This window comes from Amycolatopsis pittospori, from assembly GCF_013870525.1.
Taxonomy (GTDB): Bacteria; Actinomycetota; Actinomycetes; order Mycobacteriales; family Pseudonocardiaceae; genus Amycolatopsis; species Amycolatopsis pittospori.
This window is the reverse complement of record NZ_JACBXD010000001.1, coordinates 132,159-147,554: the sequence shown is the minus strand read 5'-3', so window position 1 is coordinate 147,554 and position 15,396 is coordinate 132,159. Positions and strand designations below refer to the sequence as shown.

Here is a 15,396-nt window from a genome sequence, read left to right as displayed (position 1 = left end):
GAAGGTTTACCCCGGCTTCCGACTCGGGGTGATTCCGCTCGGTGATCCACCCGGATACCGTCGGAACAGGATGGACATTCCATTCCCCCAACTCGGCGAAGAGGATGACCCACTCTGGGTAAGAGGGCCTTTTGGGAGGGGATACCCGAAGCGGGGCGCCTCTTCGCCGAGCCTGATCATCCGAGATACGCGTCCAGCGTGACGGCCAGTGCCCTCTCCGGTGAAGGCGCGAAGCTCGCACCCGCCAGTCCGCCCCAAAGCCACAGCTGGGCGAGGCCGTGCAGCGATGCCCACAGTGACGACGCGAGCAGCCGCGGATCGGTCGTGGGATGCCAGTCGCCGTCCTGGACGGCGGCGACCAACGCGGCGAAGTAGTCGAACACCGCGCTGCTGACCCGGGTGAGTTCGGGATCGTCAGGATCGACGAGGTCGCGGCGGAACATCAACTCGAACATCGCCGGATTGGCCAGCGCGAAGTCGAGATAGCCGTGGCAGGCCGCGATCAGGCGTTCGCGCGGGGTCCCGTCCGGCAGGCCGGCGCCGCGGTCGAGCAGTTCGGCGTGACCGCGGGTGGCGACGGCCGAGAGCAAGGCCGCGCGGCCGGAGAAATGCCGCAGTGGAGCCCCGTGCGAGACACCTGCCGCCTTGGCGATCCCGCGCAGCGTGACGGCGCCGACGCCCTCTTCGGCCAGCAGATTCGCCGCCGTGTCGATCAGGCGGGTTCGGGCGCCCATGCCTGGTTTTCCCCGAGGACCGGCAGGAGATCGGGGCGCTTCGGCAGGAAGCCGTCCCCCGGCTGGCGGCCGATGAGCCGGTTGCGGAAGCGGGTGACCGCGACCGGCAGGACCTCCCGCGTCACCCAGCGCAGATCCGCCCGCAGACCGGGGCGGCCGGCCGAGCCGGGAAGCGGTTCGAGCCAGGCCGGGTCGTGGCCGACGCCGAGTTTGCCGAGGACGTGCCCGGCGAGCCGCCGGTGTCCCTGTTCGGAAAGGTGCAGCCGGTCCGGCCCGAAATAGCGGGAATCGTGCGCGGCGTGATCCGGCCAGAGGTCGACGAGCGTCGCGCCGTAGCTGACGGACGCTTCGCGGACGGCGTCGTTCAGCGCGGTGATGCGCGGGCGCATACGGTGCCCCATCGGCATGCGGTGGGAGATGTCGCTGAGAGTGAAGGTGACGACGGTGGGCGCGATCTCGGTGCAGACGCGGATGGCGGTGTCGACGCGGCGGGCCACCGTGCGCGCGTCCCAGCCGCGGCTCATCACGTCGTTGCCGCCGCCGAACAGCGCGATCAGATCGGGGGCGAGCCTGCTCGCGGCCGGGGTCTGTTCGGCGTGGATCTGGTCGAGGCGTCGCCCGCGGACCGCGAGGTTGGCGTACCGGAAACCGGGCTCGTCCTCGGCGAGGCGTCCGGCGACGAAGTCGGCCCAGCCGCGGTAGTGGCCGCCGTCCGGATGCGGGTCCGCCAGCCCTTCGGCGCAGCTGTCGCCGAGCGCGACGAAACGTTGGTAGCCCATCCAGATCTCCGTAACCGCGAGTTCACCTTGTAGACACTGTCTATCAAACTCGTGTAGACGCTGTCTACTTCTGGGCGCGCTCGCATGTGTCCTGTCCGGCTGATCCTTTCGGTGTCCGGGCCTAGTTTTCGGGGCGGTGGCTGGTGAGCTGGGGCGGGTTCGGCACAATGCCGCCCGTGCAGAGCCTTGATCTTGTCTCTGGTGGCGGGTCCGTATCGAGTGAACGGTTCGAGGTCGTGTTCACTGACGAGGACGGTGAGCAGCGGCTTCCGTGCGCGGTCGGGCGGGTTCGGGGAATCTGCGGGTGCTGATCCGCGGCGGGTAGCGGTCAGGAGAATGGGGCACATCCACCGAAGCCTGGTCTGGCCCCGGTGGTCAAGCGCTCAGGGACATGGGCTGTGGGAAGGGTGCTGCCGATGATGAGGCTGACCGCAGTGGAGGTCGGGTACTTCGAGGACTACGAGGACGATGAGACCGTGGAGGTCGGGATCGCCGGAGTCGATGGTGCCGGTGTCCGGAGGTCGTTCTCTATCCAGCGATCCACCTACGAGCCCGACGAGCAAGAAGTCCGGTCAGGGATGGACTCTTACTGCGTCTCCACCGAACGAGGTGTCACGGTGTATGGCTGCCTGCGTGGTGTGCGATTGACCGGTGCACAGCTCACCCTGGAGTTCACGGCCGAGGACGCCGCGATCCTGGACGTCCCGATTGCCGTGGAGGCAGACCTGAGCGGCTCACGTACTGATGACGTGGTTCTGTCCGGACGGCTCCGCGAGATTCTCGCCTGGGGCGCTCACGACAAGCGACCAGAGCTAATCGGGCTGAGCGCTGCTGGCCCCTCCTCCGGTGGGTGAAGCTTCCGGAGTGGAAGGCGGACGGGATACAGGCACCCGTCGTTCGGCTCGACGACGGGCCGCGTGATCAACGGTGCGCATGCTCGAAGCCGAACCGCAGTCACCGATTCCGCAAGGTAAGTCCGGACAACTCGGCGACCAACTGTCCGGACCTAGTTTTCGTGCCGCAGCTCAGCGGCACACAGACCCGAAAGGCTCAGCCGGACGGGACAACATGCTGTCCTGTCCGGACGAAGGTGGCGGTGTTCGGACCTCGATGGCGGAGGTAGTGGCGGAGTTCGGGGGTACATGGCGGGTCGTTGCCTGCGGGGGCAGTGTGGTTCGCGTCTCCGTACTCTGCATTGTCACGCGGCGACGCCGTTGCTTCCGATGCTGTCGAGCCCGTCCTGCGCACCGAATCCGCCAAGAAGGTCCGGACAGATCACCGCCGTGATGTCCATACCTATTTGGCGAACCGCAGGTCAGCCGCCCGAAATCCCGCCATCTTCGAACGGAACGGACAACATGCCGGGGTCTGCCTCCCAGACGGACACGTGCTTGGTGCTCTCGGCGGTGAACTCCGAGCGGTCCCAATCCGCCCAGCGGTACTTCGGCCTCATCCCGGCGATACGCGCCATGAGGTCCATCTCGGCAGGCCAGGCATACCGGAAGGGGATACGGCGGAACCGCCCCGTCCCGTCGGGTGACACCGTGACGTGGTTCGACGTGAACTCCTGCGTGACGACGTCGTACTGGTCGAACCCGACGTAGCCGGGGGTCACCGTGAACGGGACGGTGTCCTGTCCGGGTGGCAGTCGGCGCAGGTCCGGGAGGCCCACCTCGACGAGGAACAGTCCGCCCGGCCGCAGGTGCGCGGCCGCGTTGCGGAAGACGTCGACCTGCCCGTCCTGGGTGGTCACGTTGCTGATCGTGTTGAACACCAGATAGACCAACGAGAACCGGCCGTCCACCCGCGTCGTCGTCATGTCGCCGATCGTGACCTCGACGGCGTCGCCGCCCGGCTTGTCCACGAGCCGCGCCGCCATCGCCCGGCTCAGTTCGATGCCGCTCACCGGTACGCCGCGAGCGGCCAGCGGCGCGGCGATCCGCCCGGTGCCGACGGCGAATTCGAGGACCGGGCCGTCGGCGAGGTCTTCGAGGACGTCCACGGCGGTTGTCACCACGTCGGGTGAGTTCACGCCGCCCGGTGCGTCGTAACTCGCGGCCACGCTCTCGGGGAACCAGCCGTCCGCCGGGTCGTCTCCCGCGTTCGCTTCACCGATCATGGTCGCCGACGCTACGCCCGCGGCCGTGCGTCCCTCACCCCATTTTCGGCACCCCGGCGGAGCAAGGGACCTTTGCTATCACTTTCGTCAGCGACCCAGCCGGGCCCGATGGGTGAAGGCCACGGCACGTCGCGGGTCGCCGTCGGGCAGCACCCGGCACAGCGCGTCGACGATCTCCAAGTCGTCGGCACCGCACGACGTCTCCCAGTACGACCAGAGCGCCGCCGCGTCCTTGCCGCCGAGCACGACCCGGCGGACCGACGCGGTGACGGACTCGCGTTCCTCGCGCACGGCGGGGGATTCCGACTCGGCCAGAAGCGGACCGTGGAACGCGTCGGCCGCACCGGCGACGTCGCCCCGCCTGAGCGCCGCGCGGACCCGCAGGAAGTCGGCGTCGACGTCGGCCGACAGCCGGTACGGCCGCGTCCGCACGATGTCCGACCCGAGTTGCGTCCGCAGCCGGTGGATCTCGGCGCGCACCGTCACCGGGTTGCCGCTCTCGCCGTAGAGCAGCAGCGCCAGCCGTTCCGCCGAGAGTCCGCCGGGGTTCAGGGCAAGCAGCGTGAGGATCTCCGCGTGCCGCAAGGTGAACGGGATCTCTCGTCCGTCCACAGTGGTCGACGGCGGGCCGTCGGTGAGGAACTCCAGCGCGAGCCGGGGGCGCCTCGACGGGCCCCGGTTCCGCAGTCGCAGCAGGTAACCCTCGCTCAACGGCTCCACCGTGCCGAGCCGTCCGTCGGGCAGGGTGACCGCGCCGCCGCCGCGCCGGATGTCCACAGTGGAGGGAAGATCGCCACAGGATTCCGCCGCGAGCACGCGGCCCTGCGCGGAAAGCAACGCGCCCGGCGCGCCGCGGAGCGACTCCAGATGGGTCATGTTCATGATCCGCAGCCGTTCGTCGCGCAGCGCGAGCCGTGCCCGCAACTGTCCTTCGGCGAGCTGGGCGGCGGCCGTGACCAGCGCGAGCATTGCGGGATGGACGGTCCGCAGCGGCCCGCTGACGTCGATCGACCCGAGCAGTGCGCCGGTCTCCGGATCACGTACGGGCGCCGCCGCGCAGGTCCAACCGTGATAGGTCCGCACGAGATGCTCGGCCGAGTAGATCTGCACCGGCTCCCCGGTGGCGAGCGTCGTGCCCATCGCATTGGTGCCGATGACGTCCTCGCTCCACCGCGTGCCCTCGGCGAGCATCACGCCGTCCGCACGCCGCAGCACGCCCGCCGCGCCCTCGCGCCACAGGATGTGCCCGGCCGCGTCGGTCACGATCATCATGTGCTCGGCGTCGTCCGCGATGCTCACCAGCGTCTGGCGCAGGATCGGCAGCACCGGGGCCAGCGGATGTTCTTCACGCAGGCCGCTCAGCTCGCTGGAGTCGTAGACCAGCGGGGCGACACCGGTGTCCGGATCGACCCGCGCGGCGAGCGAGCGATCCCATGACGCCGACACGATCGACCTGGGAGAACGTGGCGCGGGAACCCCGGAGAGGACGGCGTCGTGGACGTCCTTCAGCAGCCGCGCGTACTCCTGAGGGTCACGCGGCGACGCCTCACCATCGGGCCGCTCCGCCACGTTTTCGAGGATAGGTGACCGCGCTCACTTCCCTGCAACGTGCGTGCAACGTCGCCCGGCCTACCTTCGCCGCCATCCGTCACCCCTAGCGATGAGGCAGGACAGATGGCCAAGTACGCGGCACCGAACACCGAAGGCAGCGTCGTCAGCTACGAATCGCGCTACGACCACTACATCGGAGGCGAGTACGTACCGCCCGCGAGCGGTCGGTACTTCGAAAACCCGACCCCGGTGACCGGACAGGTGTTCACCGAGATCGCCCGCGGCACCGCCGCCGACGTCGACCGCGCGCTCGACGCGGCCGAGGGCGCGGCCGCGGCATGGGGCCGGACGTCGGTGGACGAGCGGTCGAATGTGCTGCTCAGGATCGCCGACCGGATGGAACAGAGCCTCGAAGCGATCGCCGTCGCCGAGTCTTGGGAGAACGGCAAGCCGGTCCGCGAAACCCTCGCCGCCGACATTCCGCTCGCGATCGACCACTTCCGCTACTTCGCCGGCGCCCTGCGCGCCCAAGAAGGCGGCATTTCGCAGATCGACGACAACACCGTGGCATACCACTTCCACGAGCCGCTCGGCGTCGTCGGCCAGATCATCCCGTGGAACTTCCCGCTGCTGATGGCGGTCTGGAAACTCGCGCCCGCGCTTGCCGCCGGCAACGCGATCGTGCTCAAACCGGCCGAACAGACCCCGGCGTCGATCCACCTGCTGATGTCGCTCATCGGCGATCTGATCCCGCCGGGCGTGCTGAACATCGTCAACGGGTTCGGCGTCGAGGCGGGCAAACCGCTCGCGTCGAGCAACCGGGTACGGAAGGTCGCGTTCACCGGCGAGACCACCACCGGGCGCCTGATCCTGCAGTACGCCAGCGAGAACATCATCCCGGTCACCGTCGAACTCGGCGGGAAGAGCCCGAACATCTTCTTCGACGACGTCGCCGCGGCCAACGACGCCTTCTACGACAAGGCGCAGGAGGGCTTCGCGCTCTTCGCGCTGAATCAAGGCGAGGTCTGCACTTGCCCGTCGCGGGCGCTGATCCAGTCCGGCATCTACGACCGGTTCCTCGGCGACGCCGTCGAACGGGTCAAGAAGATCAAGCAGGGCCACCCGCTCGACACCGAGACGCAGATCGGCGCGCAGGCCTCCAACGACCAGCTGGAGAAGATCCTTTCCTACATCGACATCGGCGTGAAGGAAGGCGCGAAGGTCCTCACCGGCGGCGAGCGCAGCGACCTCGGCGGAGAACTGTCCGGCGGGTACTACGTGCAGCCGACGGTGTTCGAGGGCGACAACAAGATGCGGATCTTCCAGGAGGAGATCTTCGGCCCGGTCGTCTCGGTGGCGAAGTTCGACGACTACGCCGACGCGCTCAAGATCGCCAACGACACGCTGTACGGCCTCGGCGCCGGTGTCTGGTCCCGCGACGGCAACACCGCCTACCGCGCCGGCCGCGACATCCAGGCCGGCCGGGTGTGGGTCAACAACTACCACGCCTACCCCGCGCACGCGGCCTTCGGCGGCTACAAGGCGTCCGGCATCGGACGCGAGAACCACAAGATGATGCTGGACCACTACCAGCAGACCAAGAACATGCTGGTGTCCTATTCGGACAGTGCGCTCGGGTTCTTCTGATGGCGCGACGGGTCGGCTTGACACCGGCCGCCGCGGATCTGCTGCGGCGGCTGGTGTCGCTCCACGGGCAGGTGATGTTCCATCAGTCGGGCGGATGCTGCGACGGAAGCGCGCCGATGTGTTACCCGGCGGGCGAATTCCGCACCGGCGTCTCGGACGTCCACCTCGGCGACCTGGTCGTCGAAGGGATCGAAGACGTCCCGGTGTGGATGTCGGGCCCGCAGTTCGAGTACTGGAAGCACACGCATCTGACGATCGACGTCGTTCCCGGCCGGGGCAGCGGATTCTCCTTGGAGGCGCCCGAAGGGGTCCGTTTCCTGACCCGCTCCCGGTTGTTCAGCGACGAGGAATCGGCGGAATTGAACGGCCCAGCAACGCGATGAGCCGCTCACCCGGGCCGGCGTCCGGCGGTGCCTCGACAGCGTGGTCGAAGGCGCCGCCGGGTCCGCGCACCGGCATGACGTCGGGGTAGCGGCTCGCCACGCGCAACGCGGCGGTGGCGAGTTCGTCGTCCCAGTGATGCTCGCGGCCGAGTGCGGCGTCGAGGTCCCAGCCGTGGACGAGGGTGTCGACGAAGAGCACGGCCAGGACGTTCTTGCCCGGCAGCGGACCGAAGCCGCCGAAATCGAAGATCTTTTCCAGGGCTTGCGTGCCGAAGGCCGCGAGAAACTCGGAGGAACTCTTTTCGTAGGCGTCGGTGAGGTCGTCGTCCGAGGTCGGATGGGTTTCGCGTGGCCGTCCCGCGGCTTGGGCCGCACCGCGCTCGTAGTTGTCGATCAGGTGTTTCACGATGTCGCGGACGGTCCACTCGGCGCAGGGGGTCGAGCGGCCCCAGTCGTCCGTGCCGATTCCGGCGATCGTCGTCCCGGTGTCGTGATGGGCTCTGGTCGTCAAGGCGAGGAAGTCCATCCGGCTAAGCTATACGAACGATCGTGCTATCTTCTAGGGGTGAGCACTCTCGAACTGAACGAGGTCTTCGTCGGTCGGCCGTCCGTGCTGGGGGTGAAGCGCGACGTCCCGGTGTACAGCGCCATCGCGAAGTCGCGCGTCGAGTCGTCGTTCCTGAAACTGGACGAGATCAACCTGGCGGGCGACGACCAGGCGGATCGCACCGTCCACGGCGGGGTCGACAAAGCGGTCTACGTCTATCCGGCGGCGCATTACGCGGTGTGGTCCGAGCAGGGTTTCGCAGTGGCCGCGGGCGATTTCGGGGAGAACCTGTCGGTGGCGGGGGCCGACGAGTACGACGTGCGCATCGGCGACGTCTGGTCCTGGGGAGAAGCGCTGGTCCAGGTCTCGCAGCCGCGGACACCGTGCTTCAAACTCGCGATGAAGACCGGGCGCAAGGACGTCATCCCGGCGATGATCGACTCCGGTCGCAGTGGCTGGTACCTGCGCGTACTTCGGACGGGTGAGGTCCCCACGTCCGGTCTCCTGACGCTGGAAGAACGCGATCCGGTGAATCCGACGATCGCGGAGGTGTACGTCGCGTCGTTCGCCAACGTCGCCCAGCTGGGCGAGGACAGGCGGGCCGAGTACTGGGCGCTGCTGGACCGGGTCCTGGCGGCGCCGGCGCTCTCCCGGCAGTACCGTGACGGCCTGGAAACGGCGAAACGGCGGTGGGAGGAACGGAATGCCGGTTGACGGCCGGGTGGCCCGAGGCGACGCGACGAGGCGGATCGTGCTGCGGCGCGCCGTCGACATCGCTTCCGTCGAGGGGCTCGACGGGTTGTCGCTCGGCAGGCTCGCCACCGAACTCGAACTGAGCAAATCGGGTGTGTTCGCGTTGTTCGGTTCCAAGGAGGAACTGCAGCTCGCGGCGGTCGAAACGGCGAGCGCGATCTTCACCGAGAACGTCGTCGGCCCGACCCTGGAGGTCGAGCCGGGTATCGACCGGCTGCGTGCCCTTTGCGTGAACTGGCTGGATTATTCGGAACGCCGCGTGTTCCCGGGCGGCTGCTTCTTCTTCAACACCGGCGCCGAGTACGACGCGAGGACCGGCCGCGTCCACGACGCCGTGGCGCACGCGAGCCGCTCGTTCGCCGAGTTCATCCGGACCACCGTCATCGCGGCGAGAAAAGCGGGTCATCTTCGCGAGTCCGTCGACGTGGACCGGCTGGCGTTCGAACTCCACGCCCTCGGCCGGGCCGCGAACGCGGACTCGGTCATGTTCGGCGGCGCGAAGCCCTACACGCTCGCCCGGGCCGCCATCACCGCTCGCCTCGACGCCGCCGCGAAGTGACATGAACGGCCCGTTACTTGCAAATTTCGCAAGTAACGGGCCGTTCATTGCACGCGCGCGGGACTGCTACTTCCAGTCGACCTGGGTCGATCGGTAGAAGTCGATGCCCTGCTGAACCCAGCGCGGACCCTGCTTCGCCAGCCGGAGCCGGTAGGCGTCCCAGCTGCGGGAAGCCTTCGGCGACCAGCCGATCTCCGCGTGTCCCGGCAGCCTCGGGAACGCCATGAACTCGATGTTGTCACTGGTGATCAGCGTTTCCGACCACAGCGGCGCTTCGACACCGAGCACGTTCTTCTCCGTCACGCCCTGCAGATACGTGGCCGGATCCCAGTCGTAGCCGTCCTTGACCTCGATCAACGCGGCCCAGTCCAGGCCGAGCGGCGTCTGCGGGTTGTACTTCATGTCGAGGTACGCCTTGTTCGCCGGCGACATCAGGATCTTGTTGCCCCGGGCCGCCGCGGCGGCGACGTTGGCGTCGGTGCCGGTCGTGCCCCAGAACTGGGGGACGGCCGAAACCGGCGGGTTCGTCTTCGCGATGTCATGCCAGCCTGTGATCAGCTTGCCGTGCTTCGCGACGATCGGATGCACCTTCTTGGCGAAGGTCTGGTAATCCTCCGGGGTGGTCGAGTGCGCCTCGTCGCCACCGATGTTGATGTACTTCCCCGGAGTGATCGCGGCCAGTTCGCGGACGACGTCGTCGACGAACTTGTAGGTGATGTCCTTGCCGATGCACAGCGAGCTGTAGCCCACCTCGATGTCCGTGCGCGGCGGCACCGCGACGCCGTCGCAGTTCAGTTCGGCGTAGGAGTGCTGTGCCGCGTTGGTGTGCCCCGGCATGTCGATCTCGGGAACGACCGTGATGTGCCGCGAAGCCGCGTAGCGCACCAGATCCTTGTACTGCTCCTGCGTGTAGTACCCGCCGGGTGCGCCGCCGACGGCCGTCTGCCCGCCCACGGTCGCCAGCTTCGGCCAGCTCTTGATCTCGATCCGCCAGCCCTGGTCGTCGCTCAGGTGCAGGTGGAGCGTGTTGATCTTGTACTGCGCGATCTGGTCGATGTAGAGCTTGACCTGCGCGGGGGTGAAGAAGTGCCGCGCGACGTCGAGCATCGCGCTGCGGTAGCCGAAGCGCGGGTAGTCGAGCACGGTGCCGCCCGAAACCACCCACGAGCGGTGCTGGACGGTCTTCGCGTCGATCGCCGACGGGAACAGCTGGCGCAGGGTCTGGACGCCGAGGAACAGGCCCTCGTCGGTGTTCGCCTTCAGGGTCACGCCGGAGGACGACACCTTGAGCTGGTAGCCCTCGGTGCCCACGCGGTGATCCGCGTGACCGGTTTCCAGGGAGATGGCGGGGCCTCCGCCGCGGTGGCCGGTGACGACGGGCAGCCGGTAGCCGGTGGCGGGCCGCAGCAGGCCGGCCAGGTATTCGGCGACCTGTTTGCCTTCGCGGTCGGCGCGGATGACGGTCGCGGGGCTGAGCCGGAAGTTCGCGCGGGGGTCGGCCTTCGCGGCGACCGGTGCGGGGACGACGTCGGTGACGGTCCGCTCGGCCTTCGCGTGCTGCGCCGCCGCGGTGTCCGCGCTCGCCGTCGCGGGCAGTCCGAGAGTCACGAGACTCAGGACGGCCACGCCGAGCACGGTTCTGGACAGGCGTTTACTCATGGAGCACCTCCGGTCGGGGAACTGGAGACTCTCTGCTCTTAGAGGTATAGACCAATAGGGCAAAGCCGACAACACCCGATCGGACTAGGTGTGCGTACCGATCACCGGTTCACTCCCCACGAAGCACCGCTTTCAGAGCATCGAGAACACTCGCGTCTTCGATGGTCGAGGGCGCCGCTTCGTCACGGCCGTCGGCGATCCCGCGCATGGTCTTGCGCAGGATCTTCCCGGACCGCGTCTTCGGCAGCGCGTCCACAATGGACACGTCGCGGAACGCCGCCACCGGGCCGATGTCGCGGCGCACCAGCGCGACCAGTTCGGTCTTGAGGACGTCGGCGTCGGTTTCGACACCCGACTTCAGCACCACGAACCCCCGCGGCAACTGCCCCTTGAGCTGGTCCCTCACCCCGATCACCGCGCATTCCGCGACGGCGGGGTGCGAGGCCAGCACGGCCTCCATCGAACCTGTCGAAAGCCGGTGGCCCGCGACGTTGATGACGTCGTCGGTGCGGCCCATGACGAACAGGTAGCCGTCTTCGTCGACGTACCCGGAGTCACCCGTCAGGTAGTAGCCGTCGTACCGCGAAAGGTACGCCTCTCGATACCGCTCGTCGTCCTCCCACAGCGTCGGCAGCGAACCCGGCGGCAGAGGCAACTTGATGGAGATCGCCCCCTCTTTCCCGGCCGGAAGCGGCTCGCCCGCCTGGTCCAGGATCCGCACGTCCCAGCCCGGCACCGGCTTCGTCGCGGAACCGGGTTTGACCGGCATCGGTTCCAGTCCGCGCGGATTCGCCGCGATCGGCCAGCCGGTCTCGGTCTGCCACCAGTGATCGATCACCGGCGTACCGAGCTTCTCGTGCGCCCAGTGATACGTCTCCGGATCGAGCCGTTCACCTGCCATGAACAACGTCTCGAACCGGCCTAAATCGTATTTCACGAGTTCGTTCGCGTCCGGGTCGACCTTCTTGATCGCCCGCAACGCCGTCGGCGCGGTGAACAGCGCCTTCACCCCGTGATCGGCGATGACCCGCCAGAACGCGCCCGCGTCAGGGGTTCCGACGGGCTTGCCTTCGTACATCACGGACGTCGCCCCGATGAGCAGCGGCGCGTACACGATGTAGGAGTGGCCGACGACCCAGCCGACGTCCGACGCCGTCCACCACACGTCGCCGGGACGGACGTCGTAGATCGCGCCCATCGACCAGGCCAGCGCGACCGCGTGACCGCCGGTGTCGCGCACGACGCCCTTCGGCTTCCCGGTCGTGCCCGAGGTGTACAGGATGTACAGCGGATCGGTCGCCGCGACCGGCACCGGATCGGCGGGGGAGGCCTTCGCGACCAGTTCGTCCCAGTCGACGTCGCGTTCGCCCAGTTCGGCGCGGGCCCGCTCCCGCTGCAGCACGACGACCTTGTCCGGCTGGTGGGCCGTTCCCGCGAGTGCCTCGTCGATGATCGGCAGGTACTCGACGACTCGCGCCGGCTCTATCCCGCACGACGCGGCCACGACGACCTTGGGTTTCGCGTCTTCGATCCGCGCCGCGAGTTCCTTGGGCGCGAACCCGCCGAACACCACCGAGTGCACCGCGCCGAGCCGGGCACAGGCGAGCATTGCGATCGCCGCCTCGGGCACCATCGGCATGTAGACGATGACGCGGTCGCCCTTTCCGACGCCGAGCGAGGCGAGCGCTCCGGCGAACCTGGCGACGTCGTCCAGCAGTTCCGCGTAGGTGAACCGGCGAACGGAATCGGTCACCGGCGAATCCCAGATCAGCGCGGTCTGTTCGCCGCGGCCGTCCCGCACGTGCCGGTCGAGCGCGTTGAACGCCGTGTTCAGCTCTCCGTCCGGGAACCAGCGGTAGAAGGGCGCCTTCGAGGAGTCGAGGGCCCGCGTCGGCGGGCTGGTCCAATCGATCGCCCGAGCGGCTTCGAGCCAGAAGCCCTCCGGGTCTTCGAGACTCCGCTGGTACGACTCGGCGTACATCGAATGCTCCTTCGCCCTCGGGTACGGACCCATCATGGACCGGCCACGAGATGAATGCCTGGTGGTAACGGCCGGGAGACGCCGACGACAACCCGGCAACCCTGCGAGGACGTATAGCGTCCTAAGCTGAACCAAGGGAAAAACCGGCCGGAAACGGCCAAACCAGCGAGGGGAGCAGGGTCCATGGGACTAGCGAGCGCGCTGCTTTCGTTCGCACACGGCCTGTTCGGGCCAGGTATCTGGCCTGGTGACTGGGTGTGGGCGACGAGCACCGCGGGAGCGCTGGTCGCGCTGCTGCCCGCACTGGGGGCGATGATCGTCGCGATCATCCGCAAAGGCACCGGCAACCGCTACGACGTGGTGACCCTGTCCATCTTCGGCGGGATCGGCGTCGTCGCCGTCTTCCTGCTTCCGTGGCTGCTGGCCACCGGTGCCTCACAGGTCTACCAGGAGGCAGCTTCGCCGAAGGGCGGTGACTCCGGCTTCTCCAGCAGTGATCTGTCGACGTTCAACACCGACTACAGCCCGCTGGTCGGCAAGCAGAGCGCGTACCTGGGGCAAGGCCAGAACGTGTACGAGGTCCTGTTCTATCCGAACGGGATGCAGCTGAGCTACATCTTCTACCTGATCCTGCTGGTCGGCCTGCCCGCGCTTTCGCTGCTCTTCGTGATGCTGCAGGCACGCACCGCGTTCCGTCGCGGCCCGAAGTGGCCTTCGCGGTTCTTCTGGATCCCGTTCGTGCTGATGGTGCTGGCCAGCGTCGGCATGGGCGCGAACACCGCCGTGCACTTCTGGCTCGGCTTCCTGCCGCTCAGCGTGCTGGGCCTGATCCCGGTCGCGCTGGTCGGCCCGCCGCCGTGGTCGGTGATCAACCGGCCCGACCCGCAGCCCCGGCAGAAGATCGAGCCCTACCGTCCGGAGCCGCCCGCCCCGAAGCCGCAGCAGCAGCTTCCGCCGCCGCCCGCGCCGCCCAAGCAGTACCCGGCGACCGCGCTGGCGCAAGCCCCCGAACCACCTGCTTTGGCCGCGGTGCCCGGCCCGGTCCCGGCGCCCCCGGGTTCCCGTAATTCCGGCGGCAGCCGCTACAAGCGCGTCCGGCGGCTCGGTCACGGTGGCTTCGGCACCGTGTGGGAAGCGGTCGATACACAGCTCAACCGCACGGTCGCGCTGAAGATCGCGCACGCGCCGGACCGGGACACCGAAGAGCGCATGCAACGCGAGGCCCGGGCGCTGGCCGTGGTGAACCACCCCAACTGCGTCAAGGTGTACGACCTCGTCGAGGAACCCGACGGGCTCGCGCTGGTCATGGAGTACCTCGAAGGGCGCTCGCTGGCCGAGATCGTCGACTCGCAGGGCCCGCTGGACGACATCGCCGCCGGACGACTCTGGTCGACCATGGCGGGCGCGCTCGCCGCGGCGCACGAGAAGGGTGTGCTGCACCGCGACCTCAAGCCGTCGAACATCATCCTCGACCGCAACGGGCTCGCCCACCTCATCGACTTCGGCATCGCCCGCAGCCAGGGCGACTCGAAGATGACCGCGACCGGGATGATGATCGGCACGCCGGACTTCGTCGCCCCCGAGCAGGCGATGGGCGCTACCGCGAGCCCGGCGTCGGACGCCTGGCAGCTCGCCGCGACGGTGAGCTACGCGCTGTCGGGCCAGCCGCCGCGCGGCACCCGGGAAACCCCGATGGCCGCGCTCATGGCCGCCGCCCGCGCCGAACCGGTGTCGAAGCTGCCGAACCGCAGCGCCCACGCCCGGATCCTCATCGCGTCGCTCGATCAGGAGCCCCGCCGCCGTCCGACGCTCACCGCCGTACGGCGCGACGTCGAAGGCTGGCTGGCCCGCGCCGGCAAGTCGCCGGACGGCCCGGTCACCCAGATCGTGCCGCGGCGGCCTCCGCAGCAACAGCAACCTCAGCACCAGCAGCCGCAGCGTCACCCGCGCTGACCTGCGAAAAGTGAGCAAGGGACCTTTGCTATCGCTCTCCCGGAGAGAGTGATAGCAAAGGTCCCTTGCTCTCTTTCAGCCGATGATGACCCAGGTCCCGTCGCGCCACGCCATGGTGAACGTCTTGGGGTCGCTCTCCATGATCGACGCCTTCGGCGAGATCGCCGCCGGCGGGACGGTGACCTTGTCCGGGCCCTTACTCTGCACCTTCGCGCGGTCGACCTTGGTGAGCTTCAGCTTCTGCAGGTCGCCTGAGGAGAACATCCCGAACTGGATCGGCGTGAGGCTGCGGCACTCCTTGTCCCCGCCGTCGAAGGCCGGCCCGGTGATCCGGCAGACCGTATCCAGATCCTTCGCGCCCAGTGCGTGGTGGTAGTCCTCCATCACACCGGCGGCCCCGTCCGGAGTGTGCGCCACCGCGCCGCCTGCCGCCGGTGTGCTGGCCACGGTGGCGGACGTCGCCGAAGGACGCGAAGCACTCGTTGTCGGCGTAGGTTCGCTCGAACTGCTACTCGGCGCCGCCGAGCTGCCCGGAACGGCCGAAGACTGCGGCGCCGCGGTCCCCGGCGTCTGCTCCTCGCAGCCCGCGATCAAGAACAGCGCCGCGGCCGCGCAGGCCGCCCCGAGCGGTCGGATCGTCATCATGCCCCCTGTCGTATTGCTACTGACCAGGGGAGAGTAACAACTAGACCCCAAGTGTCACAGTCGAATCGGGAAATCCGACCTTGACG

At 68.2% G+C, this 15,396-nt stretch carries 15 protein-coding genes; 7 read left to right on the top strand and 8 right to left on the bottom strand.

The window, feature by feature from the left end:
* Window positions 1–176: 176 nt before the first annotated feature.
* Together H5J31_RS00765 and H5J31_RS00760 are read right to left on the bottom strand one after the other, a co-directional pair.
* Window positions 177–734, bottom strand: coding sequence for a TetR/AcrR family transcriptional regulator (locus H5J31_RS00765; RefSeq protein ID WP_181770431.1), 558 nt, complete (start codon window positions 732–734; stop codon window positions 177–179).
* Window positions 713–1,513 carry an SGNH/GDSL hydrolase family protein gene (locus tag H5J31_RS00760; protein ID WP_181770430.1) on the bottom strand — a complete coding sequence of 267 codons (801 nt, stop codon included), beginning with the start codon at window positions 1,511–1,513 and terminating at the stop codon, window positions 713–715. Before H5J31_RS00760 ends, H5J31_RS00765 begins: the two co-directional genes overlap by 22 nt.
* Before the next feature lie 416 nt (window positions 1,514–1,929).
* On the opposite strand from H5J31_RS00760, the gene H5J31_RS00755 reads away from it, so the two are divergent.
* Window positions 1,930–2,367 carry an Imm10 family immunity protein gene (locus H5J31_RS00755; RefSeq protein WP_207897219.1) on the top strand — a complete coding sequence of 146 codons (438 nt, stop codon included), beginning with the start codon at window positions 1,930–1,932 and terminating at the stop codon, window positions 2,365–2,367.
* A 461-nt stretch (window positions 2,368–2,828) separates the two neighbouring features.
* Here H5J31_RS00755 and H5J31_RS00750 read toward each other — a convergent pair whose 3' ends face one another.
* Together H5J31_RS00750 and H5J31_RS00745 are read right to left on the bottom strand one after the other, a co-directional pair.
* Window positions 2,829–3,632: a class I SAM-dependent DNA methyltransferase gene (locus H5J31_RS00750; protein WP_181770429.1), complete on the bottom strand. Its 804-nt coding sequence runs from the start codon at window positions 3,630–3,632 to the stop codon at window positions 2,829–2,831.
* Window positions 3,633–3,719: 87 nt separating this feature from the next.
* Window positions 3,720–5,201, bottom strand: coding sequence for a GAF domain-containing protein (locus H5J31_RS00745; protein ID WP_181770428.1), 1,482 nt, complete (start codon window positions 5,199–5,201; stop codon window positions 3,720–3,722).
* 105 nt (window positions 5,202–5,306) lie between these two features.
* Here H5J31_RS00745 and exaC point away from each other — a divergent pair, with 105 nt between their 5' ends.
* Both exaC and H5J31_RS00735 read left to right on the top strand, forming a co-directional pair.
* The gene (gene exaC / locus H5J31_RS00740; protein ID WP_181770427.1) at window positions 5,307–6,830 is read left to right on the top strand and encodes an acetaldehyde dehydrogenase ExaC; all 1,524 of its coding nucleotides are present in this window, start codon (window positions 5,307–5,309) and stop codon (window positions 6,828–6,830) included.
* Window positions 6,830–7,213: a DUF779 domain-containing protein gene (locus H5J31_RS00735; protein ID WP_181770426.1), complete on the top strand. Its 384-nt coding sequence runs from the start codon at window positions 6,830–6,832 to the stop codon at window positions 7,211–7,213. The genes exaC and H5J31_RS00735 overlap by 1 nt, the downstream gene beginning before the upstream one ends.
* Here the strand turns inward: H5J31_RS00735 and H5J31_RS00730 are convergent.
* Window positions 7,167–7,739 carry a TIGR03086 family metal-binding protein gene (locus H5J31_RS00730; protein ID WP_181770425.1) on the bottom strand — a complete coding sequence of 191 codons (573 nt, stop codon included), beginning with the start codon at window positions 7,737–7,739 and terminating at the stop codon, window positions 7,167–7,169. The genes H5J31_RS00735 and H5J31_RS00730 overlap by 47 nt on opposite strands.
* A gap of 39 nt (window positions 7,740–7,778) precedes the next feature.
* Here H5J31_RS00730 and H5J31_RS00725 point away from each other — a divergent pair, with 39 nt between their 5' ends.
* A complete protein-coding gene (locus tag H5J31_RS00725; protein ID WP_328701329.1) occupies window positions 7,779–8,474 on the top strand; it encodes an MOSC domain-containing protein in 696 nt (231 codons plus the stop codon).
* A complete protein-coding gene (locus H5J31_RS00720) occupies window positions 8,464–9,072 on the top strand; it encodes a TetR/AcrR family transcriptional regulator (RefSeq protein WP_181770423.1) in 609 nt (202 codons plus the stop codon). The genes H5J31_RS00725 and H5J31_RS00720 overlap by 11 nt, the downstream gene beginning before the upstream one ends.
* 66 nt (window positions 9,073–9,138) lie before the next feature.
* On the opposite strand, the gene H5J31_RS00715 is transcribed toward H5J31_RS00720, so the two are convergent.
* Window positions 9,139–10,731, bottom strand: coding sequence for a beta-N-acetylhexosaminidase (locus H5J31_RS00715; RefSeq protein WP_181770422.1), 1,593 nt, complete (start codon window positions 10,729–10,731; stop codon window positions 9,139–9,141).
* 109 nt (window positions 10,732–10,840) lie between these two features.
* A complete protein-coding gene (locus H5J31_RS00710; protein WP_181770421.1) occupies window positions 10,841–12,748 on the bottom strand; it encodes a propionyl-CoA synthetase in 1,908 nt (635 codons plus the stop codon).
* Window positions 12,749–12,895: 147 nt separating this feature from the next.
* Here H5J31_RS00710 and H5J31_RS00705 point away from each other — a divergent pair, with 147 nt between their 5' ends.
* Window positions 12,896–14,665 (top strand): serine/threonine-protein kinase, encoded by a 1,770-nt coding sequence (locus tag H5J31_RS00705; protein WP_181770420.1) that lies wholly within the window; start codon window positions 12,896–12,898, stop codon window positions 14,663–14,665.
* Window positions 14,666–14,740: 75 nt separating this feature from the next.
* On the opposite strand, the gene H5J31_RS00700 is transcribed toward H5J31_RS00705, so the two are convergent.
* Entirely contained in the window at window positions 14,741–15,112 is a 372-nt protein-coding gene (locus H5J31_RS00700; protein ID WP_328701328.1) for a hypothetical protein, read from the bottom strand.
* 1 nt (window position 15,113) lies between these two features.
* Between H5J31_RS00700 and H5J31_RS00695 the strand changes: the two genes are divergently transcribed.
* Window positions 15,114–15,347, top strand: coding sequence for a hypothetical protein (locus tag H5J31_RS00695; RefSeq protein WP_328701327.1), 234 nt, complete (start codon window positions 15,114–15,116; stop codon window positions 15,345–15,347).
* Window positions 15,348–15,396: the final 49 nt, after the last annotated feature.